The following is a 21,899-nucleotide window of genomic DNA, read 5'->3' as shown; positions in this document are numbered from 1 at the left end:
TTGTTACGAAGTGCTAGTTCTAGATGCGATTGAATTTCACAATCGTCTGTCCCAGGCTCTTGAACTGCTTGATGAAGGGGACCATCTTTGTCTCCCGGTCGTCGATCTCCTGGGCGCGCTTGAGCACTTCCTGCTCCTTCTCTTTCGGCACAACCACGACGCCGTCTTCTCCGGCCACAATCACGTCGCCGGTGCGTACCCGGATGCCGCCACAGGTGACTTCGATATTCTTCGCGACACTGGCATAGCGGCCCACTGCGGTTCCGGGGCTGATATAACGCGCAAAGACCGGGAGCCCGAGCGCGCGAATCTCAGCAAGGTCGCGCACTCCACCGTCCAGCACCATGCCCGCCATCCCGCGGCTCTTGGCCGCAGTTGCCATCAGCCCGCCGATTGCGGCGACATCCACTTCGCCGTCCATCACGATCACTGCCACTTCGCCGGGCTGCGATTCATCGATCATCTCGACGCTATGTTTGGTGGAAAGCGCGGGCGTGGACATTTCAGGCGTGGCCGGTTTCACCAACGCGGTGGCCGCACGCCCCACAATCTTGTTGCCGACCCTGGGCCGCATATCGTGATTCATGTAGCCGCGCTGGCCCACCACTTGATCGACGGCATCGGCGACCGAGGCCACGGTCGATTTGGCAAAGCCCGCCATCAACGGATCTGCCGGGGTGGACTTGGATGCTTGCTGGAAGCCAACAAGGAGGACAAAGGCGGAGAGGCCGCCGATCAGGACGTGGATCTTTTTCATAAGTTCCCTTTCTAATTGCCGTGGAGGAAGTGGTTCCAACGGTACTCGGTCTGTGGCTTGTCGTCGCTGAGAGCCTTTTTCACTGCAAGCTCAGCGACATGCTTGACGATCCAATCGAAGTTCACCTGCCCTACGGACTCGATGCCGGCATCGGGCGCCGGGTTCATAAAGTCGATGGCATACGGCACTCCGTTCTCCACCGCGAATTCCACGGTGTTGAGATCGTAGCCGAGCGCGCGGCAGATTTTCAGGCAATCGTGCGTCAGCCGCAACTTCAGGTCCGGGTCGAGCGGCGCAGGATTGCGAACATAGCGCTCGGCATGGGGCGCGCGCGGATCGTACTGCATGATGTGTACCTTCTCACGTCCGACAACATAGCAGCGATAGTATTCGCTAAAGTTGACGGCGGCTTGCAGGGTCATGCAGAGCGTGCCGGTCTGGTGATAGGCCGCAAAGAGTTCTTCGGGCGAATCGACTTTGTAGACGTCACGCCAGCCTCCCCCATCGAAGGGCTTGAGGAAGGCAGGGAAGCCCACATAGTCGAAGATCTCTTCCCAGTCCAAGGGAAAGATCAGATTGCGCATCGATTGCGCATTGGTGCCGGGCGGATGCGAGTGATGCGGCAGCAGCACCGTATTGGGGATGGCGATGCCCATCTTTGCGGCGAGCGCATAGTTGAAGAACTTGTCGTCCGCGCTCCACCAGAAGGGGTTGTTGATGACATAAGTTCCTCCGAGCACCGCATTTTTTAAGTAGGCGCGGTAGAACGGAATATCGTGGCTGATCCGGTCAACGATGACCTTGTAGCCTGTGGGCTCCGCCATCTTGACGCCGCCGATTCTCAGATGTTCCGCCGCCACGCCAGGCACTTTCATCGCGTTGATGTAATCCACCAACGCCGGAGGGAAGGTGCTTTCCATGCCGTAAACGATCGCGATCTTGCGCATAAGATTCTCCGTTAAGCGAAATAGGTCCGCGCCATCAGCCGCCAGAGCGGCCAGTCGTGCGGCATGTTGTTATTCCAGACGTCCAGACGATGCGGAATCTTCTTCTGTGCAAGAATCTCCGCCATGCGATAGTTCTCGCTCAGACAAATGTCGTGATTTGAAGTGGCGAGGATCGTGAACCAGTCGGAATGATAATGACGATGAAACCAGGCACTGTCGTTGCCGGGGACATAATCAACGGGGTTATGGAGGTAAGCGAGTTCATCGAAGTAATCACGTAAGAAACCACGGTTATCGAAGGCCCCGCTGAAAGAGACACACTTGGTGACGGCATCGGGATGCCGGAGCGCAAAATTGAGCGCGTGATAGCCACCGAAAGAGCAGCCATGAACCGTGAGGTCAATCCGCCGGCTGCGATCTTGGATCAGTGGCAAAACTTCATGTAGACAATACTGTTCGTACTCCTCATGACGGCGTACCCGGTCTGCGGGAGGAATGCTCTTGTTGTACCAGCTCTCCGCATCGACGCTATCCACGCAAAAGAGCATCAACTGGCTGTTCTCGATGCGATCTGCGAGCGTTTCCACCATACTGCGGTCTTCGTACTCATGGAAACTTCCCATCGACGAAGGGAACACCAGCATCGGATGGCCTGCATGGCCAAACTGCAGGAGTTGCATATCCTTGTGGAGCCGCGGACTCCACCAGTGGTGATATTCGCGATGCATGAAGGTACAGGATAACAACGCAGTATTCTGAACCAAGGATCGTCATTCTACTCCGATCCGGACCAAAGGATTTCTACTCTGGCGATGCTCATCGACGAAGGATCGTGGGCGGACTTTGTCCGTCATTTTGAACAGGGTACGCTGACCCGCGAGCAGTGGACGCATCGCGCCCATTTACTGGTTGCTGCGTGGTATGTCTCCCGCTATCCTCCGATTGAAGCTGGCGTCCGCATTCGTACAGGCATCCGGCATCTCAATGAATGTCTCGGCGGTAGCAATACCGAAAGCGCCGGTTTCCACGAGACGCTGACCGAGTTCTGGATTCGCACCGTGCGGGCTCATCTCAAACGCGAAGGCGCAAGCCTGGCCAGCGTGAATCGATTGCTCGAGGTTCCCGCCGATCTGTGGCGCGCGCACTATACAATCGATCTCCCCAGCAGCCGTAAGGCGCGCCGGGAATGGGTTGCCCCTAACGCAACAGAGCTTTGACCACGTTGCCGTGGACATCGGTCAGCCGGAAGTTTCGCCCCTGGAATTTATAGGTGAGGCGCGTGTGATCGACGCCGAGCGTATGCAGGAGGGTGGCCTGCAGGTCGTGTACATGTACGGGGTCTTTGACGACGTTATAGCCGTAGTCGTCCGTCTCGCCCCAGACCACGCCGCCCTTGATGCCGCCTCCCGCCATCCATACGGAAAAGCAGCGCGGGTGATGATCGCGTCCATAATCGTCCTCCGTCAGCCTGCCCTGGCAGTAGACGGTGCGGCCAAACTCTCCTCCCCAAACGACGAGCGTCTCATCGAGCATGCCGCGTTGCTTCAGATCCTGTACAAGTGCGGCGGAAGCCTGGTCCACTTCGAGGCATCGCTTGGGTAAGTTCTTCTGGAGACCGCCATGATGATCCCAATCGCGATGGAAGAGCTGGATGGCACGCACGCCGCGTTCGGCCAGACGGCGCGCGAGCAGGGCATTGGCGGCGAAGGTGCCGGGCTTGCGTGCATCCTCGCCATAGAGTGCAAAGGTCGATGCCGGTTCCTTCGAGAGATCGGTGAGGTCGGGGACACTCGCTTGCATGCGGAAGGCCATCTCATACTGCGCGATCCGCGTCGCAATCTCCGGATCGCCAAAATCCTGCAATTGCTCCTGATTCAGTTCGTTCAATGTGTCCAGATAAGCGCGGCGGTCTTCGCGCGTCATGCCATCGGGATCACTTAAATAGAGAACCGGATCACCGGCACTGCGAAACTTCACACCCTGGTACTTCGATGGCAGAAAGCCCGATCCCCACAGTCGATCGTAGAGCGGTTGTCCTCCTACGCCCCCGCCGGGCGAGATCATCACGACGAAAGCTGGCAATTCCTCGGTCTCGGCGCCAAGGCCATAAGAGAGCCAGGATCCGAGAGATGGTCGTCCGGAGATCTGGGCTCCGGTCAGCAGGAAGGTCACCGCCGGATCGTGATTGATCGCTTCCGTGTGGACGCTGCGGAGGATCGCAATATCGTCGACGATCTTTGCCGTGTGCGGCAGCAGATCCCCAATCCAGGCGCCGTTCGCCCCATGCTGGCGAAAGCCAAAGCGCGAGGGTACGACAGGAAAGCTCGACTGCGACGCGGACATTCCCGTCAGCCGCTGCCCATTGCGAATGCTCTCCGGCAAGTTCTGATTCGCGTACTTCTGCAACTCCGGCTTGTAGTCGAACAGCTCCATCTGCGACGGGCCGCCACTCTGGAACAGATAGATCACCCGCTTTGCTTTGGGCGCAAAATGCGGGATGCCGCTGAGCCCGCCCACGCGATCGCGCGCGAGCAGATTCGACATCGCGACAGTGCCGATGCCCAGCGCTGCCTTCCCGAAAAAATGCCGCCGCGTCAGATTCTGAAAAGTCTCGTGCATACTTACTGCCTTGTGATTGTTTCGTCGAGGTTTAAGAGGATGCTGGCTACGTTGGTCCATGCTGCGAGTTCCGGCCGTGAAATCTTGCGTGGCAATGGAGACTCGCCTTGTGAGAGGAAGTGGTCTGCCTCGGCAGGCGACTTCGTGTAGCGCGCCTGGGCGCGGCTGTAGGCGCTGCGGATGAGCTGCAACTCGCGCGCTGTTGCCGTCCGGCTCAAGGTGATCCGGTAGGCGAGTGCGATGCGGTCGTCGACGGTCGGCTTGCTCTCGCGGATCAGGCGTTCCGCCAGCTTCCGCGCGGCTTCGAGATAAGTTACGTCGTTCATCAGGTTGAGCGCCTGAAGTGGGGTGTTGGTTCGGGTCTCCCGCACCGTGCAGGTCTCGCGATTCGGCGAATCGAAATTGGTCATCGATGGCGGCGCGACGGTGCGCTTCCAGAATGTATAGAGCGAGCGCCGGTAGAGCGCTTCGCCGTGATCCTGTGGATAGCCTCCGCCACCGCCCAGTTCCTGCCAGAGCCCAGCGGGTTGGTAGGGCTTGACGCTCGGGCCGCCCACGCGCTCGACGAGCAGTCCGGAGACGGCGAGCGCGTTGTCTCGAATCATTTCAGGCGCAAGCCGGTAGCGCGGGGCGCGGGCGAAGAGGCGGTTCTCCGGGTCGCGCTGCAGGAGCGCTGGCGTCAGCTTCGAGCTTTGCCGGTAGGTGTCGCTGAGGACAATTTGCCGGATGAGTTGCTTCACATCCCATCCGCTGTTCACAAAGCTGACGGCAAGGAGATCGAGCAATTCCTGATTCGGCGGCAACTCGCCTTGTGAGCCGAAGTCTTCGACAGTCTTCACCAATCCGACGCCGAACAGCATCTGCCAAAAGCGATTCACCGTGACGCGTGCGAGGAGTGGATTCTCTTTTGAAACCAGCCATCTCGCCAATCCCAATCGATTCCGTGGCGCGTCCGGCGGCAGTGGTGGCAGCGCGGATGGGGTGCTGGCTTCCACGGCGTCTCCTGGGGCATCATAAGCGCCGCGCTTCAGGAGATGCGCTTGTTGTTTGGGGCCTTCCTGCATCACCATCAGTGTTGGAAGTGTCTTCCAATACGCGTCCCGCTCTTCGCGAATCTTCCGTTCGGCGAGCAGCTCTGGTGGTTTTGTCAGGGCTCGATAGGCTAGCTGAATCTTTTCTGGCGTTGAGCGCTCGCTGAAGGGCGCACGATCCCACAAGGTGATCACTTCTTCGCGGCTCAAGCTCCGCTTGTAGACCCGGACATCCTCGATCGCGCCACGAAAGCCCATCGCATTGCCGGAGCCGATCCGCAGCGGGTACTTAAAGTTCATCGGCCAATTCAGTTCATCAAAGAGCACCTTGATCGCCTGAGGCTTTCCATTGACATAAATCTGCACGCCTTTGGCATAGCGGCTTCCATCGTAGGTGGCGACAATGTGTTGCCATTGATTCAGTTCGATGGGCTGCTCGGTTTCGAGCCGCATGCCAATATCCGTCCAGCGGAAGACCACATGCAAACGAACCTTGCCATCGATCAGATAGAGCCCGTGGCCATTGCCTTCAGCGAAGTCTTCGGCAATCGATAGAATCGCGCCATTCTTCTCCGCGGGTTTCACCCAGGTTGAGAACGTAAAGGGCGTGAGGTAATCGAAAACAACGGTGCCGGGCTTTTCCGTAACGACGCGCTTGCCATCAAAACTCGAATCCGGCAGCTTGTTCTCATAGGCCAGATCCTCGTCCGGGAACCAGTTGGCTGGTTTCGCCCACTGTTCCTGTTGGCGCTTCCATTTGGGTTCCGCCTTGGCCACCGCGCGGCGGGCGGCTGCCAGTTTGGCGTCGAGTTCGGCGAGTTGGATGCGCTGCTCGAGTGTGGGCGCTTTCATGAGTGGCTCGTCATTGCCCCAGTTGTAGACTAAGCCCTTCTCCGGGATGTTGTTGAAGAACGCGAACATGCTGTAGAAGTCGCGTTGGGTGATGGGGTCATATTTATGGTCATGGCAGCGCGCGCAGCCCATGGTGAGGCCAAGGAAGACGGTTGCCGTCGTCTCAGCACGATCGGCCACATACTCCGTCCGGAACTCTTCGGGCACAATTCCACCCTCGGCGCTGGTACGGTGATTGCGATGGAAGGCCGTCGCCATTTTTTGTTCGAGAGTGGCGTTGGGTAAGAGGTCGCCCGCGATCTGCTCGACCGTAAACTGATCGAAAGGTTTGTTGGTGGCGAAGGCATCGATCACCCAATCGCGCCAACGATACATGTCGCGCACTCCGTCGCTCTGGTAGCCATTGGTGTCGGCATAACGGGCTGCTTCCAGCCAGCGCCAGGCCATCCGTTCGGCGTAGCGCGGGGAGGCGAGCAAGCGATCCACTTGCTTTTCATAGGCCTTGGGCGAGCGGTCGCCCAGGAAGGCATCGAGTTCAGCCGGAGTGGGCGGTAAACCCGTGAGATCGAAGCTCAGGCGGCGCAGCAGAGTGGCCCGGTCTGCTTCTGGTGAGGGCTGCAATCCTTCGCGTTCCAGTCTTTGGCGTACGAGAGAGTCGATGGTCGCACCTCCTTGCGCCACAGGAGGAATGAAGGCCCAATGCGATTCGTACTTTGCGCCCTGCTCGATCCAGCGCCGGATCTTCTCGATATCCTTTGCCGGCAAGGCTTCGCGTCCGGCGTAGGCGGGCGGCATGCGCAGCGCCTTCGAACTGTGTTCGATCCGATTCACCACCGTGCTCCCGGCGGCATCGCCGGGAACCAGCGCGATATGGCCATTCTTGAGCGCCGCTTTTGCGGCCTTTTCGTCATCCAGCCGCAGGCCCGCTTTCCGATTCGCCGGGTCTGGCCCATGGCAATAGAAGCACTGATCGGAGAGGATCGGCCGAATGTCCCGATTAAAGGACAACTCCGCAGCAGTGACCAGGAGGGGGACGAATAGCAGCAAAAGCTTCATGAATCACCACCGATTCTATCGCCCCGGCTATCCTGAAGATATGGCTCTCACTGAGATCATCGAAGCCGAGGGGCATTTAATCGATTCCCACATCATGGAACGAATTTTCGACACCGTTGTCGAATGCCAGGGCCGTTTCGAGGTCGAGAAATTTCACATCGGACGCACGAATAGCGAAGCGTCCCAACTGCGCATGCGCGTAGAAACACCGACAAAAGAACAGATGGACCAGTTGCTGAGCCATCTGCTGGGCCTGGGCTGCGTCCCGGTGGATGCCGGCGACGCCGCGCTGGAGGAGATTACACGCGACCGTTGTGCGCCGGAAGATTTCTATTCCACGACAAATCACCGCACACAGATCCGGCTTGGCGGTGAGTGGATTGACGTACAGAAGCAGCGTATGGACGCGACCATTGTCGTCGTCGGCCACGCCGCCGAATGCCGCAAGCTGCGCGACCTGCGCGCGGGGGACAAGATTGTCACCGGCATGCGCGGCATCCGTGTGATTCCAGACACCAAAGATCGCGATCGCAACAGCTTCAGCTTCATGTCCAATGAGGTCTCGAGCGAGCGCCAGGTGGAAACGGCCGTCTCGCAGACGGTTGCCATCATGAAGGCCGTCCGGGAGCAAGGCAAGAAGATTGTCGTTGTTGCCGGGCCGGTCGTCGTGCACACCGGCGGCTCCAACCCGCTGGCCGATCTGATCCGTCTCGGCTGGGTGGACGCGTTGCTTGCGGGCAATGCACTCGCTGTGCATGACATTGAAGCGGCTCTGCTAGGCACCAGCCTCGGCATTCGCCAGAAGGACGGACGCCAGGAGGAGCACGGTCATCGCAATCACATGCGGGCGATCAATGCGATCTACAACTGCACCAACATTGAAGGGGCCGTCGCCCAGGGTCGGCTCAAGTCCGGTGTGATGTATGAGGCGGTAAAGCATAAAGTGCCTTTTGTGTTGGCAGGCAGCCTGCGCGACGATGGTCCGCTGCCGGACACCATCACGGATATGAACGAGGCGCAGAACCTCTATTCGGCGCATCTTGAAAACGCGGGCCTGGTCATTTGCCTGTCGTCCATGCTGCACTCCATCGCCACCGGTAACATGTTGCCGAGCTGGGTCAAAATGGTGTGCGTTGATATCAACCCGGCCGTTGCCACCAAGTTAAGCGATCGCGGCAGCGCCCAAACGGTTGGCGTCGTCACTGACGTCGGCCTCTTCCTTGATCTTCTGATTCGCAAATTGAAAAACTAATGAAGCAATATACTGACGACCACGCCGCTGCCGGCATTCATTTTGAGCTGCCAGAAATCGAAGTCTGGCCGAACCAGTATCCCGATCGCGACTATGAGATCGAGATCACAAGCCCCGAGTTCACGAGCGTTTGTCCCAAGACCGGTTTGCCTGATCAAGGCACCATCACCGTGCGCTATGTGCCGGACCAGAGTTGCCTGGAGCTGAAGTCCTACAAGATGTATATGCTCGCCTATCGCAATTTGGGCATCTTTCAGGAGAACGTAGTGAATCGTTTTCTTGAGGATATTGTCCGGGCGGCTTCTCCTCGCAAGGTGACGGTTGTTGGTGACTTTACGCCGCGCGGCGGAATCTATTCGAAGATCTCGGCCAGCTATGAACGAAAAGCCTAGGGCGCAGTTCACGCACGAAGAAGAACTCGAACATGCGATCCGCGAGATCCGCGAGCGCGTGTTAGCGCGCTACCCGAGTGGCCTCTGGCACGGGTTGGAGCTTCCGGACTTCACGCCAGTGCTCGAAGCTCGCGATCAGGCCAACGCCAAGGTCGCCGCCATTGGCCGCGTGAATCCGCGCGCCGGTGGGCCCATCAATTCGCTCATCCAGGGCGGTAAGCAACTGATTGCCCGTGCGCTGGGCTGGTTTGTGCGCGATCAGGTGGATTTCAACTACGCGATGATCCGCTCGCTGGACTCGGTACTCGAGGGCCTCAACGGCATCAACCGCACCTTGAAAACCATCCCGCCCCGCTTTGATCCCCCAATCGAGGAACTGCGCCGCGAGGCCCGGGAACTGAAAGATATCCAGTCGAATTGGCTGGCCTGGCGCCGTGAGTGGGAAGACAAGCTGGCGCGGAATGAAGTGCAATTCCTACGTGCGGTCGCAGACCTGCAATCGGCCTATGCACATCGGACTGCGGTGCTCGAGCAGCGCTTTGAAGAGCGAACCGCCTCGCAGCACAAGGATTTTGAAGGTGCCCTCGAGCGTGCGAATTTCTCAATGCAGCAACGCTTCTGGAGCGAACTGGAGAAAGTGCGTGTCGAGTATGAGCGCATCATCTATGCCGAGATCCGTTCCGTGCGGCAGCGGCCTGCTCCCCTCTTGAGTCCGTCCGGTGCTGGCACGGAAGCCTCGCTCGATATCGATTGGGTGCACTTTGCCAATAAGTTTCGTGGCGATGCGCCGAAGATCGCCGAGCATTTCCGCTCCTATGTCACTCACTTCGAGGCTTGTGAACGGGTGCTCGACATTGGCTGTGGCCGTGGCGAGTTTCTATCTGCCCTGAAGGAGAAAGGCGTCAGCGGTACGGGCATCGATCTCTATGCGGAGAACATCGAAATTCTCCGCGCAGAAGGGCTCGAAGCCATCCAGGGCGACGTCTTCGAGTATCTCGATCAGCAGGGCCCCGGCTCTTTTGACGGCATTTTTTGTGCGCAGGTGATCGAGCATCTTCCGCCTGCAAAGGTCTGGGCTCTGGTGAAGGCCTGCGCGACAGCGTTGAAGCCCGGCGGCGTGATTGTCTTTGAGACGCCAAATCCGGAATGTCTCGCGATCTTCGCAACGCACTTCTACATCGACCCCTCGCACACACGTCCCGTCCCGCCGGCGCTGCTCTGCTTCTATCTCGAAGAGGCTGGCTTCGGACGCATCGATGTCCATCGTTTCGCTCCTGCCTATGAGGAGCGGCCCGAGTTGAATGCCTTGCCGGCCAGCCTGAAGGAATCCTTCTTCGGCGGTCTCGACTACTACGCTTTTGCGCGCAAGCTCTCGTAGATCTTGCGCTGCTTGGCGCCGATGGCTTCCCAGCCGTAGCGCGCTTCGACGCTCTGGCGGGCCTGTGTTTCAATCTTCGTGCGCAGTACCGCATCGCGTTGCAGGCTGCGTATGGCTTCGGCAAAGGCCTCGCCTGTTTGGCCCGCCAGATAATCTTCGCCCGCCACCAACTGCAAGCCGTTGACCCCGCCAGTGGTGGCGACAACGGCCTTGCCACAGGCCATCGCTTCCAGCACTTTGATATTGGTTCCTGCACTTGCCAACAGCGGGGCGATCACGATCTCGGCGCACGCATAAGCGGGCCGGACATCGCTGACAAACGCTTCCACTTCGATTCCCACAGCATTCAGGTCTAGAGAGACGCGTTCCTGGTAGAAGTTCAGATAGTAATCGGGATGCCGTCCTGCGATGACGTGGAGCTTCGAGCCGTACAGCCGTGGCCAGACTTCACTCACAAACCAATCGAGCGCAAGGACATTTGGAAGGTGGGCAAAGCTGCCGATGAAGAGAATCCGGCCCGGTTCCGGGGCCTGTGCTGTGGGCCGGAAGCGATCGAGATCGACGCCATTCTCAATCACTTCCACACGCTTTGCGCCGCTTACTGTCTTGCGATCCTGGTCGGACATCACGGCGACGCAATCCACCTCTTGCCAGGCGGCAGACTCAAAGACTTTCCAGCGGTCCTTCTCCAGCCGCAAATCAAACTCATCTTTCTCTGCGAGCAACTGCTCATAGAGATCGACGGTGATGTCGTGTTCCACCAGGATGGTTTTCGCAGGTGCACATTGCCCTGCATACTGCGCCATCTGCGTAAACTCCAACTGCGCAATCTGTGGCTGCCAACGTTCCTTCACCCAATGCAGCGCCGCGCGAAACGCGTCACTATCAAACTCCTCCACCGCCTTCGGACGTGGTGTGGCAAGCCGGTAATGAGTGCCTTGCCGCAAGACTTCCACCACCTCGACGCATAACTCCGCAAGTTCCGGTTCCGGCTGCAGGAACTCATCGACAAAGCTCAGCAGCACAAGCGAGTAATGCTTGGCGGCCTCCCGCATCAGATTGAACATCCGCACTGCGCCACCATGAGAAAGCGGGTAGGGGAGATAAGACGTGGCGATCAGAATGCGCGGCTTGTCGTGCGCGGCTTGCCCCGGGAAGCAGGCGAGATCCCCGCCGCCTAAAGCCAGAATGCGATCTTCCGGAAACAGGGGTTGCGCAGGGCGGTCCCAGGCAAAATAAGGCTTCTCAAAGGCGGCAAAGCGCAGCGTGTACATCGCGATGGGCGCGGGTTCCGGCACCGCAGCCAGCAGATTCGCTCGCATGACGGCGGCCTGCCACAGTCTGTCGAACACCGTGGGAGTTGCGACACTGCTCTGGATCCAGCGCAGGTAATTGTGCTCAATCGCAAGTTCAATCGAAGACGCCGCAATAAAGCGTGCCGTCGTGGATCGATGGTGGTGGATCACACGGGCATCGGCCACAAACACAGTGGGCCAACCCTGTTGCCAACCGCGCCAACCCACATCCAGATCCTCAACATAAGCAGGTCGAAAGGCTTCCTTCAGGCAGCCAATCGCCAACAATTTCCGGGTGTCATACAACGAACAGCCGCCCGACCCATAGAGAACAGGCGTATAGTTCTCTCCCGCGGCGGGCGGCAGGCAACGTACGGGGAAGTCGCGAGGAGAAACAGGTTTCCAGGCTGCTTTGCCGGTTTCCTCACGGCGCTTACCTTCTGGAAAGAAAATCTGGGCGGTGGCGCAGAAGAGATTCGGAAAGAGATCGAAGGCTCGTTGGAGGGCCGGAAAGAAGCCGTCCTCGAGCACCATGTCGTTGTTTAAGAGGCAAACATGCGTGGTGCGGGTAGCGCGAATTCCGGCATTGACGGCGCTTGCAAACGACATCGGCAGGCGTTCGACCATGACATCGACAAAGTCGTCGGCGAGCGATGCCGTATCGTCGCTCGATCCGTTGTCGACCACGATCACACGCTGGACGCCTTGCTGGGCCCGGATCTGTGGCAGCAGTTGTTCGAGTAAGTGCCGCCCTTGCCGGGACGGGATCACGACCGTGATTCCAGGCTCGAGTTCCGGCGCCTTCTCACTCCGCAACGGCTTTGTCTCGAGCGCCTTGCGGCGGCTCGCCAGCCACGCATAGAGTGGCCGCTCAAAGCTCGATGGATTTTTGAGGCGCCACCAGTAGGTGAAGAGCGGACCTTCAATGCGCGTCTGGGAGACCAGAAAATTGCGGGTGCGCCACAGACCATGGCGAATCATTTGCGGCAGCCCCCGCAGATGCATCGGAAAGTATCCGTAATTCTCGTTGAAGAAATAGACCTTGGTGGGAGCGATCCGGATCCCCGCCCAGCGCATCTTCCAATACGGTTGCCGGGGTTGCACCAGAATGCAGTTGAAGCGGATCCGATGTGGGCCGATATGCCAGCGAATGCGGGCCAGGTTGGTCTCAAAGGCTTCAAAGGGATGCCAGGGAATCCAATGGCAAGCAACTTCCGGCTTGAACTCCGACACCAGATAGACCGGCAAATCGAGGCCAGCCATCTTCTCGACTTCTTCGACAAACTGATCGATCAGGTCTTGCGAACCACTGGCGAAAGCGAGCTTGATCTCAGATGAGTCGGCGCCAGTCGGCATGGTCGAGGCTACCTTCCGTCGCGCGGCGAGCGTAACTCAGCGCCTGCATCGAGAACACAGTGGAAACAGGATTGACATGAGGCGTGAGTTCACCATACCGGGAACCAAAGGCAAAGCCACCGTCCAGGTGCTTGTCGTTGCTGGCGTATTGGAAGTTCTCGATTCGCTCTACCTCAGTTGCTGCGGGCTGCCCACCGCTCAACAATCGCAGGCGGAGCAACTGCGCGCAAACATCGCTGCGCAGGAATTGAGGGGCAATCCGGTCCCGTAACGATTCGGCTTCGGCCAGCGCGCTGGAGAAGGTTTCCGCCACTTCCTTGCGGTCGATGACCGGGCGAAGCCCTTCGAGGAAGTAAGCCCAGGCATGCAGCCGGTCCATCTTCTTGGTTTCGTCCACTTCGTTGTCGAGCGTCTCGCGATAGCGCCGCAGGGAGAATGAAAGCATCTTCTCGTAGGAATCGCGGAATGCCGCGTCCCCGGTCTCGAGACTGAGATCGAGCCAGGCCAAAGCCGCCTTCAACTGGAAGGCGCCAGGCATCCGGCTCCACCAGATCTCATAGGGAGCTGGACTTTTACACGGCAGGAGCACGATGGGATGAAAGCCGGACAGCGCACGGAAATCGCGTTCCATCGCTACACCCGTCTGTTGCGCGTAGTTGAGGTAAATCTCCGACTGAGTGATGCGATAAAGCCACAGTAGGCCACGGGCGATGATCCCGCAATCGAAGAAGTAGCTATAGCGGCCTGTGGACCCCAGCTCAAAGGGCATCGTCTTCAATTCGTCTTGCCAGGCCTCTGCGATGAGAAAATCAGCCGCGCGTTTTGCTGCTTCGAGAAAACGAGAAGCGCCACTTTCTTCAAATGCGAGGCAGAGCCCGCTGAGAGCATAGCCAGTGATTTCAGTTGAGATGGGTAAATTGACGCCAAGGTCGGTGCGGCGGTAGCGCGACACCCCTCCACTGATCTCCTGGATTCCCGACTCCAATAGCCAATCCCCAGCCCGCGTGATCCGATTCGATTCCTTCAGGTCCAACTCAAGATTATACTTGGCCTGCACGCGGATCGAGTTCTCGAGATTTGTGGTGTGTGCGCCGGTCACAGGTGGGCTTTCCGGGCCACTGCGGACTGATTTCGCACGGGCTTCCCGGCGCCGTTTGTTTGCATGCGCACGCAATAGAGTCATGGCTTTCGCGATCGGGTGCCGCTTCGGCGATAGAATTGGTCCCAAATTTGCTAGAAGGTTAGATTGAGAGCCGGATTGATCCCCACCAACGCATCTCCCGCTGCGGCAGCTCTTGTGCCGGGGCGGGAATTGGGTCCGATGGGTTCGTCTGGAGCTCTTGAGTGCAACCCGCAGCCCGTTTCCCGCGTCCCCCCGTCGAACCGCTATAATATTGGGTTAGTCTCACCTGATCCAACCTTAGGAAAAATGTTGATTTACCAGCTTCTCGTAGGCCTCTGTGTGTTTGCGTGCTTGGGTTCAGCCCAAGACTTCTATACAGGCCAGGCCGCCCGCCTCATCATCGGGCAAAAAAACTTCACCGCACAATACCCTGGTAGCAGTGCTACCCAGTTGGGCGCCGCGGGGGGCGTTGCCATTGCTGGCGACCGTCTCTATGTTGCCGATTCCAGCCGGATCGGCGCCGCACCAGCCAACCATCGGGTTGTCGTTTACGACGGCGTCTCGAGCTTTGTTCCAGACCCGGACGTCGTACCGCCGCAAGGGCCGCGTTGTCCCGCTTGCGTTGGCGTGGGCACCATTGTCCTCGGCCAGCCGAACTTTGAAGTGGCTCCAGAGAATGTTTTCCCCACCAAGGTTGCCGCCACCACCATGCGTTTGGCCACGGCTGTCGCCTCGGACGGCAAAGTGCTTGCCGTTGCCGACACCGACTTTAACCGGGTGTTGATCTGGCGTAATCTCCCCACTTATAACGGTCAGCCAGCCGATCTCGTACTGGGGCAAGCCGCGCTCGATAAGCTGCGCCCGGTTGCTACCGACAACAAGTCGCTGCGCGGTCCGCAGGGGGTTTGGATTCAGGATGGCAAGCTCTTTGTTGCCGACACGCAAAATCATCGCGTCCTCATCTGGAACCGGATTCCGACGACAAACGACCAGCCTGCCGACGTCGTGTTGGGGCAGCCCAATTTTACGGTCGTTCCCCAGGTCGATCTCACCAAGGCCACTGTCGATCCGCAAGCGAAGAATCTGTTGAACCCGGTATCGGTATCGAGTGATGGCCGCCGTCTCCTGGTTTCTGATCTGGGCCACAACCGCGTGTTGGTGTGGAACTCCATTCCCACTGCCAACCAGACGCCCGCCGATCTGGTTCTCGGGCAGCCGGACTTTACCAGTGCTGTCGCCAACAACGTCACGGTGCTGTGCGATTCGAATGGGACCGATGAAGATGGGAATCCTACCTATCCCGGCCGCTGTGCCTCGACCCTTAGCTTTCCCCGTTTTGCCCTCAGTGATGGAGAACATTTCTATGTCGCCGATGGTGGCAATGATCGCGTTCTTGTCTACAACACGATTCCGACCACCAATGGCGCCCGGGCCGACGCCGTACTCGGACAGCGCTCCGATACTTTGAACCTGACCAGCGACAGCGCTTTCCCGAACTTCGTTTCAGCTGCTGACGTCATCCGTACTCCTACCTCCCTGGCCTGGGATGGTTCCAACCTGTATGTTGCCGATCCCTACAACCGGCGCGTTCTGGTCTTTACCCCGGCGCCTCGCCTGATTAGCGATACCGGTGTTCGCAATGCCGCCAGTCGCGAAGTGTTCGCCGTCGGATCGGTTGCTTTTGGTGGCGTTGCTACCGAGGGCGAAACGGTCACGATCAAGATCAACTACGACGAGAACGACACCGACAACACGAGCTACACCTTCAAGTTCGCCAAGGACAATACGCTGGCCGACGCGATCAATACGTTGGCCAATGACATCAATACGAAGAACGGCGGCAACGCAAATGTAGTGGCCACGGCGGTGTTGCGCAGTGACTTTTTTGCTCTTGCTCTCACGGCTCGTGTTGCTGGAGAAGCCGGGAACGAGATCACCTACAGCGCTGAAGTCGCAGCCGTGAAGGAAGGGGACACACCCAAAACGGCTGTCCAGGCTGCAGGCGCAAATCTTGCCGGTGGTGGGGATGCGGCACAGGTTGCTCCAGGAACCATCGTCTTTGTTCTTGGCGACGGATTCACCGACCAAACCGCCTCGATTCCGATGGACTCTGCAGCTTGGCCGCGCGGTCTGGCGGGGGTCGAAGTCTTCTTTGACGGCATCTCGGTGCCGATCCAAGCGGTCTCCCCAACCCGAATTACCGCCCAGGTGCCCGTTGAGTTGGGCGATACTACGGCATCCAACGTTTGGGTTCGTTCTGTCTTTTCCGACGGCACGGTGAAGTACAGTGCTCCAGTGGGCGTTCCGATTGTTCCTTACAATCCAGGCATCTTTGCCGAGGAAGGCACCGATCCCCGTGTCGGCGTCGTCACTCACTACTCCAGCGCTGCCACCGCCACTGTTTCAATCGATGGTACGGCCGTTAAGGATGACGTCGGCGTCATCACCATCAACAATCGCAGCTACAGCTATACGGTGCAGGAGAGCGATGTCGATGAGAATGACAACACGAAAGCAAATCGGATTCTTTTTGAGAAGTTGATTGAGGCGATCAATGCGGGAAGCGGCGATCCGGAAGTTTACGCCTTCCCTAGCGGTTATTACACTCGCATCCGCCTGCAGTCCAAGAAGTTTGGCCCGGATGGAAATGGAACGCCGATTACGGCCACCAGCACGACGGTCCAGAATCTGGACACCGACACGACAAACGATAAGGTCGCCAGTGTGATTCTCACTGCCTTCAACAGCGAGTTGTGTTGCGCCAATGTTGCGGGTGCGCCGGTGACGGAAGAAAATCCTGCCGTTCCAGGAGAGACGATTGTCGTTCTCGCCACTGGCCTCGGTGCGATCTATCCGGAAGTGGCCAACAACTCCTTCTACACGGGCTATGCTTATGCCGGTGAAGAAATGAACCAGCCCCTGGAGTTTGTCGACGCAATGGCCGGCCTTAAGACCGCGAATGTCCTATTCGCCGGTCTGAAAGTCGGGTTGATTGGCATCTACGAAGTTCATCTCGAACTGAATACCGATCTCGACACCAACCCGACCACCCAACTGTACATCGCTCAGAGTGCCTACAGGAGCAACATCGTCACCTTTGCCGTGAAGAACGCGAAGAAGGATGCGGCCAACCAGTAGCTAAACGATCTCGTAAGGTTTGAGCCGGAGGCCGCGAATGATTTCTTTCGCGGCCTCTGTCTTTTCCGGCAGGACGTAGAAGAAAACTCCGGTCCGTTCTGTGCGAAAGATCAAGCCGCCGGTATAGGTGTCGAGCTCAATCGCGTAATCGATTCCTTGTGCCGTAAAGGCTTCTTCGAGCGGGAGGGCTTCGCGCAGTTTCTTCGCGATATAGACGAGGTCAAGTTCCGCCTCGCCAAAAAACTCCGGGTCTTGCTTCACTGGTGTTCGGAACTCCTAGGACATCCGCGCCAGAATGGCGTCTTTCGATCCGGCCTGCTTCTGGTCGTACCAGGCCAGATATTCCTCGCCCATGATTTCCAGATTGGCAAAGGCCTGAGGATTGACAAAGGATTCGCGCAATTGCGGCAGAATCGGACGCAAGCGGAGGTAGCAAAGCAACAGTTCGGCCCCAGACTGAAAAAAGAGCTGCTTGTTCAGCAGGCCTGCGGTCAGAAAGCTCGCCACCATTTCGTAGTAGCTTGTCACCTGCCGCATATAGGTGTTTTCGGACGATCCTGGAGGGGCAATGCTGCCAAATTCTTGCATTGTTTTCGGACGAAAACTGCGGGCATACCAGTCCCGTGCGGTCCGCATCCGTTCTTCGCGGCGGATTTCGTACAGGCGTAGAATCAGATTCGCGTCTTCGTGTGTAGCTTGCGTGGCCATCTTCTCAAATATCTCATAGGCGATTTTCACTGAGAACATTTGCGGCAGACCGCAACTACTCCAGAAGATGACCGCCGGCACCAGTAGCGTGAGGAACGAGCAAGAAGAACTTCTTTGGTTGGCGTTACGGATGACGCCCCAACTCGGCACACGCCGTTCTGTCGATCTTGTCGAAAGATTTGGTTCGCCAGGGGCGATTTTTCAGATGGAGGCCCGTGAGCTGGAGGGCGCGGGTCTTTCCGCGAGCGTAGCCCGTTCCATCGAGGCGGGTTCAGCCATTGAAGAGGCCCTCGAACAACAGCGGCTGATGCGCGCGACAGGGACGGAGATTCTCACCTACTATGACGATCGCTACCCTTCACTCCTCCGCCAGATCTACGACCCGCCCCTTCTGCTCTTTACTCGTGGCAGGCTGGAACTGCTGGCCGAACCCTGTGTGGCCGTGGTGGGCACCCGCAGGCCCTCCCCTTATGGCACCAACGTTGCTGACCGCTTTGGCCGCGAACTGGCGAAGGCAGGTCTTACCATCGTGAGTGGCTTGGCGCGCGGCATCGATACGGCGGCGCACACCGCAGCACTCGCCGTCCAGGGCAACACCATTGCGGTGCTGGGATGTGGAGTGGATGTCACCTATCCTGCAGAAAACAAGAAGCTGGCTGCTCAGATCCAGCGTGAGGGGCTCGTGCTGAGTGAATATCCGCTGCGCACTCCTGGTTATCCGCAGAACTTTCCGGTCCGGAATCGGATCGTCAGTGGGCTTAGCTATGGCGTGTTGATTGTGGAGGGGGCGCAGTACTCTGGTTCGGCCATTACCGCGCGGGTCGCGCTCGATCAGGGCAGGGAAGTCTTTGCAATCCCCGGCAACATCACTTCGAAGCAAAGCTGGGGGCCTAATTTGTTGATCCGGCAAGGCGCTCGCTTGGTGCAGGAGCCCAGCGACGTGCTGTGCGATCTTCCGCTCGAGGCGCGCCGGAACTTGCAATTGCGCGGCCCGCAGCGATTGCTCGATGAAGAGACAACCCACCCGCTGCAATCGCTCCGGGCCCAGGTGATTGTTGCCATTCCCTATGACAACCCCATCTCAATCGACGAGTTGGCGAACCAGCTCGGTTCAAACGGGATGGCGAACTTTTCTGACCTGATCTCCATCCTGTTTGAACTGGAACTGGACGGCCAGATCCGGCAACTAGCGGGTAAAACCTATACCCGCGTCTGGCACTAGAATTCGATTTCGACTTCTTCGGGCACTGCTACCGGGGTCTTGCCTGTCTTCTTGGCCGTCTTTGTCGCTGCCTTCTTCGTCGCGCGTCGAGCCTTGGTCGCTTTCTTTGCAGCTTCGGGCCCTCCTTGATCGAGAATCTGCTGCGCACGCGCAGCCAGGAGCTCAAAGGCCTGCTCTGGAGTCATCGTCATCGGATCGCTGCCGCGAGGTACGGTTGCGTTCACCTCACCATCGGTGATGTAGGCGCCGTAGCGTCCGCTCAGCAACTTGACGCCCTTCGAATTCAGTGGGTTGATGCCAAAATCCTTGAGCGAGGTCTGTTGCCGGGTCATGCCGCCACGTCCGCGTGCCTTCGGCTGGCGGATGAGTTCCATCGCTTCCTCTAACGTGACATCGATGGGAGACAGGTTGGCGGGCAAACTCCGCGTTTCGCTCCCACTTTGTACGTAGGGGCCAAAGCGGCCGTTGGCTGCAATCACTGGTTCATTGGTTTCGGGGTGTGTGCCCAGGGTTTTGGGCAAAGCAAGCAGCTTACAGGCGTGGACCAGATCGACATCCTTCAGGTCCGTTCCTTGCACCAGAGAGGCCATTTTCGGCTTGGCTCCGTCGCGGCCATCGCCCATCTGGACATAAGGACCGTAGCGGCCCACCTTGAGGAAGATGGGCATTCCGAGATCGGGATGCAAGCCGAGGCTCTCCGGCTCTTTGCTTGCCGTTTCCAGCATTTCCAGCGCCTTGTCGAGCGTCAACTCGTCGGGCGGCATCTCATCCTGTACACTCGCGCGGCGTTCGCCGTCGCTGATGAAGGGGCCGTAGCGGCCAATGCGGACTTCGACCTTTTTCCCTTCCCACTCTCCCAGCGGCAGGCCGTTGATGATGCGGGGGTCGATTTCTTTTTCGCCGTGCTGCACCAGGTCTTTCAATCCCGGCAGTGCGTCCCCAAAGTAGAAGGCCTTCAAATAAACCGTGCTTTGCTCTTCGCCGCGCGAAATCGCGTCGAGATCGTCTTCGAGATTCGCGGTGTACTTGTAATCGATGAAATTTGCGAAATGCTGTTCCAGCAGGCCCACCACACCCATTGCCGTAAAGGTTGGCACGAGCGCAGTCCCTTTTTTGAAGGCGTAGCTGCGGTTGAGCACCAGTTCGACGATGGAGGCCCAGGTGCTGGGGCGTCCGATGCCAAGCTTTTCCAATTCCTTGATGAGCGAACCTTCGGTAAAGCGATTTGGCGGCTGCGTGGAGCGCTCGAGGGAATCGGCTTTCAACGTCTTCAGCCCGTCACCTTGCGCCATCTGGGGCAGAACACGAACCTGATCGCTCTGGTTCTCGTCATCGGATTCCTCGGCATAGGCCTTGAGAAATCCAGCAAATTCAATTACTTTGCCGCTGGCGCGCAAGGTCGCATCGCCTGCTTCCACCAGCACCGTCGTATTGGTGCCGCGCGCATCGGCCATCTGGCAGGCCACGGTGCGCTTGTAGATGAGGTCGTAGAGCCGGAAGGCTTCCTGCCCGAGCGAGGCCTGCACTACCTCAGGAGAGGTGAACTTGTCACCAGCTGGGCGAATGGCTTCGTGTGCTTCCTGGGCGTTCTTTACCTTGGTCTCGTAGGTACGGACGGACGGCGACAGATATTCCTTGCCGTATTCGGCGGTGATCAGCGAACGCGCGGCACGAACGGCTTCTTCCGACAAGGAGGTCGAGTCGGTACGCATATAGGTGATGTAGCCGTTTTCGTACAACTGCTGGGCGACCTGCATGGTGCGCTTGGCCGAGAAGCGGAGCTTCGAGTTCGACTCCATCTGCAAACTACTGGTGACAAACGGAGCGGCCGGCCGCTGGATGAAGGGCTTTTGTTCGACACTCTTGACTGAAACCGGCCCAGCCTCGAGAAGCTTGACCACTCGTTCGGCACCCGCCTGGTCGAGCAACACCAATGCATTCGGGTCGTCCAGTTTGCCGGTGTCCGGATTGAAATCCTTGCTGGTGGCAACCCGCTTACCTGCGATCTGCAGCAATTCCGCTTCAAAAGAGGGTTCGGCCCCCGGCTTTTGCAGCTTCGCCTTGACGCCCCAATAGGCCGCACTCCGGAAGCGGATGCGTGCCCGTTCCCGCTCCACCAATAAGCGGACGGCAACGCTCTGCACGCGGCCGGCGCTCAAACCAGGAGCCATCTTCTTCCAAAGCAGCGGGCTGACTTCGTATCCGAAGAGCCGGTCGATGATGCGGCGTGTTTCCTGAGCCCGCACCAGATCCTCATCGATATCGCGAGCATGCTCCAGCGAATTCTGGATCGCGTCCTTCGTAATTTCGTGAAAGACCAGACGCCGCGTCGGGATCTTGGGCTTCAGCACTTCGCGCAGATGCCAACTGATCGACTCCCCTTCGCGGTCTTCGTCAGTTGCGAGGTATAAGAGGTCGGAAGTCTTCAGGAGGTCTTGCAACTCCTTGACCTGATCCTTCTTGTTCTTGGGGACTACATAAACTGGTTCGAAGTTCTGATCGACATTGACACCCAATCGCGCCCAGGATTCCTTCTTCAACTTGGCCGGAACCTCTGAGGCGTTCTCCGGCAGGTCCCGTACGTGTCCCATCGACGCGCGCACGATGAAGTCCTTCCCGAGGAATTTCGTGATTGTTTTCGCTTTCGTCGGGGACTCGACGATGACCAGTGACTTCGCTGCCATTACTGAATTTGACCGTTCTGATGGATTCTGCCGCACGGGCCACCCTGAAATCTCCGCACCCGTCCGACTACCGAAGAGTGTACAACGGA

At 58.4% G+C, this 21,899-nt stretch carries 16 protein-coding genes; 6 read left to right on the top strand and 10 right to left on the bottom strand.

Translation table 11 applies throughout. The annotated features are described in order from the left end of the window. Positions 1-19: 19 nt before the first annotated feature. The 3 genes from M017_RS0104130 to M017_RS0104120 are packed head-to-tail and all read right to left on the bottom strand — an operon-like array spanning position 20 to position 2,468. Complete coding sequence (locus M017_RS0104130; RefSeq protein ID WP_051669496.1) at positions 20-757, bottom strand: RraA family protein; 738 nt, start codon at positions 755-757, stop codon at positions 20-22. Between the two features lie 11 nt (positions 758-768). Next, complete coding sequence (locus M017_RS0104125) at positions 769-1,704, bottom strand: ATP-grasp domain-containing protein (protein WP_031496029.1); 936 nt, start codon at positions 1,702-1,704, stop codon at positions 769-771. 11 nt (positions 1,705-1,715) lie between these two features. Continuing rightward, on the bottom strand, positions 1,716-2,468 hold the full coding sequence (locus M017_RS0104120) for an esterase family protein (RefSeq protein WP_238325808.1): 753 nt from the start codon (positions 2,466-2,468) through the stop codon (positions 1,716-1,718). 48 nt (positions 2,469-2,516) lie between these two features. On the opposite strand from M017_RS0104120, the gene M017_RS0104115 reads away from it, so the two are divergent. Further along, positions 2,517-2,921: a hypothetical protein gene (locus M017_RS0104115; RefSeq protein ID WP_031496026.1), complete on the top strand. Its 405-nt coding sequence runs from the start codon at positions 2,517-2,519 to the stop codon at positions 2,919-2,921. Here the strand turns inward: M017_RS0104115 and M017_RS0104110 are convergent. Then, the gene (locus M017_RS0104110) at positions 2,902-4,323 is read right to left on the bottom strand and encodes a DUF1501 domain-containing protein (protein WP_031496024.1); all 1,422 of its coding nucleotides are present in this window, start codon (positions 4,321-4,323) and stop codon (positions 2,902-2,904) included. The two genes, M017_RS0104115 and M017_RS0104110, sit on opposite strands and share 20 nt — an antisense overlap. A gap of 2 nt (positions 4,324-4,325) precedes the next feature. Next, complete coding sequence (locus M017_RS0104105) at positions 4,326-7,262, bottom strand: DUF1553 domain-containing protein (RefSeq protein WP_051669495.1); 2,937 nt, start codon at positions 7,260-7,262, stop codon at positions 4,326-4,328. On the opposite strand from M017_RS0104105, the gene M017_RS0104100 reads away from it, so the two are divergent. The 3 genes from M017_RS0104100 to M017_RS27380 are packed head-to-tail and all read left to right on the top strand — an operon-like array spanning position 7,261 to position 10,284. Then, positions 7,261-8,514, top strand: coding sequence for an ornithine cyclodeaminase, nickel-pincer nucleotide-dependent (locus M017_RS0104100; protein WP_238325807.1), 1,254 nt, complete (start codon positions 7,261-7,263; stop codon positions 8,512-8,514). The two genes, M017_RS0104105 and M017_RS0104100, sit on opposite strands and share 2 nt — an antisense overlap. Then, the gene (queF, locus tag M017_RS0104095) at positions 8,514-8,906 is read left to right on the top strand and encodes a preQ(1) synthase (RefSeq protein WP_031496020.1); all 393 of its coding nucleotides are present in this window, start codon (positions 8,514-8,516) and stop codon (positions 8,904-8,906) included. Before M017_RS0104100 ends, queF begins: the two co-directional genes overlap by 1 nt. Then, on the top strand, positions 8,890-10,284 hold the full coding sequence (locus tag M017_RS27380) for a class I SAM-dependent methyltransferase (RefSeq protein WP_051669494.1): 1,395 nt from the start codon (positions 8,890-8,892) through the stop codon (positions 10,282-10,284). The genes queF and M017_RS27380 overlap by 17 nt, the downstream gene beginning before the upstream one ends. Here M017_RS27380 and M017_RS0104085 read toward each other — a convergent pair. Further along, positions 10,257-12,935, bottom strand: coding sequence for a glycosyltransferase (locus M017_RS0104085; protein WP_031496016.1), 2,679 nt, complete (start codon positions 12,933-12,935; stop codon positions 10,257-10,259). The genes M017_RS27380 and M017_RS0104085 overlap by 28 nt on opposite strands. Next, entirely contained in the window at positions 12,910-14,118 is a 1,209-nt protein-coding gene (locus M017_RS0104080) for a hypothetical protein (RefSeq protein ID WP_155121231.1), read from the bottom strand. The genes M017_RS0104085 and M017_RS0104080 overlap by 26 nt, the downstream gene beginning before the upstream one ends. A gap of 246 nt (positions 14,119-14,364) precedes the next feature. Between M017_RS0104080 and M017_RS27375 the strand changes: the two genes are divergently transcribed. Further along, positions 14,365-17,196: a hypothetical protein gene (locus M017_RS27375; RefSeq protein WP_051669493.1), complete on the top strand. Its 2,832-nt coding sequence runs from the start codon at positions 14,365-14,367 to the stop codon at positions 17,194-17,196. Here the strand turns inward: M017_RS27375 and M017_RS0104070 are convergent, their stop codons facing one another. Together M017_RS0104070 and M017_RS0104065 are read right to left on the bottom strand one after the other, a co-directional pair. Next, entirely contained in the window at positions 17,197-17,457 is a 261-nt protein-coding gene (locus tag M017_RS0104070; protein WP_031496009.1) for a hypothetical protein, read from the bottom strand. Positions 17,458-17,472: 15 nt separating this feature from the next. Beyond that, the gene (locus M017_RS0104065) at positions 17,473-17,904 is read right to left on the bottom strand and encodes a DUF4760 domain-containing protein (protein WP_155121229.1); all 432 of its coding nucleotides are present in this window, start codon (positions 17,902-17,904) and stop codon (positions 17,473-17,475) included. 67 nt (positions 17,905-17,971) lie between these two features. On the opposite strand from M017_RS0104065, the gene dprA reads away from it, so the two are divergent. Next, on the top strand, positions 17,972-19,126 hold the full coding sequence (gene dprA, locus M017_RS0104060) for a DNA-processing protein DprA (RefSeq protein ID WP_031496007.1): 1,155 nt from the start codon (positions 17,972-17,974) through the stop codon (positions 19,124-19,126). Here dprA and topA read toward each other — a convergent pair. Beyond that, complete coding sequence (gene topA, locus M017_RS0104055; protein ID WP_031496005.1) at positions 19,123-21,810, bottom strand: type I DNA topoisomerase; 2,688 nt, start codon at positions 21,808-21,810, stop codon at positions 19,123-19,125. The two genes, dprA and topA, sit on opposite strands and share 4 nt — an antisense overlap. Positions 21,811-21,899: the final 89 nt, after the last annotated feature.

It is taken from the genome of Bryobacter aggregatus MPL3, assembly GCF_000702445.1.
In the GTDB taxonomy this organism is placed as follows: Bacteria; Acidobacteriota; Terriglobia; order Bryobacterales; family Bryobacteraceae; genus Bryobacter; species Bryobacter aggregatus.
This window is presented reverse-complemented; position numbering and strand designations above follow the sequence as displayed.